Here is a 542-nt window from a genome sequence, read left to right as displayed (position 1 = left end):
TGTAGGTCGGCTTTCTGATCCCGAGTGCTCACTCGCGCATAACCGATCTTCATCAAAAGTACTGTTTACTCGACTACGTTAGTAATAGTTGAACTTTGATTAAGCGTACCAGTTATTTGAACCGTAGCGCGGGGAGCTTAACGAACCGAGCCATTCCTCGATAGAGTTCGGCAAAACCTTCGTTTTGTCGAACCATTGCATCGCCCTTTGTGATTGGCGTATAAACACACAAACACCTATTAGCGGAGAACGCTATGAATACCATTCGCTGGAATGTCGCCGTCTCGGCCGACACCGACCAGTCGCTTCGGATGTTTCTGGCCAGCCAGGGCGGCGGCCGTAAGGGCGACCTGTCGCGCTTCATCGAAGAAGCGGTACGGGCACACATCCTGGAGCTGAGCGCTGAGCAGGCCAAGGCCGCTAACGCCCATCTGAGTGAGGCAGAATTGACCAACGCGGTTGACGAAGCGCTCGACTGGGCACGTAAGCGCTGATGCGGGTCGTGTTGGATACCAACATCCTGTTCAGCGCCCTGATCTCGC

1 protein-coding gene is annotated in these 542 nt (G+C 54.2%); it reads left to right on the top strand.

Going from position 1 to position 542, the window contains the following annotated elements:
- The first annotated feature begins 254 nt into the window (after positions 1–254).
- Positions 255–494 carry a ribbon-helix-helix domain-containing protein gene (locus ABD296_RS50145; RefSeq protein ID WP_003089107.1) on the top strand — a complete coding sequence of 80 codons (240 nt, stop codon included), beginning with the start codon at positions 255–257 and terminating at the stop codon, positions 492–494.
- The last annotated feature ends 48 nt before the right edge of the window (positions 495–542 follow it).

Origin of the sequence: Actinomadura napierensis (assembly GCF_039529375.1) — a bacterium.
In the GTDB taxonomy this organism is placed as follows: Bacteria; Actinomycetota; Actinomycetes; order Streptosporangiales; family Streptosporangiaceae; genus Spirillospora; species Spirillospora napierensis.
This window is presented reverse-complemented; position numbering and strand designations above follow the sequence as displayed.

Excerpts from the sequence above, each read along its gene's own strand:
- ABD296_RS50145 (WP_003089107.1), top strand. The coding sequence starts at position 255 with ATGAATACCATTCGCTGGAATGTCGCCGTCTCGGCCGACACCGACCAG.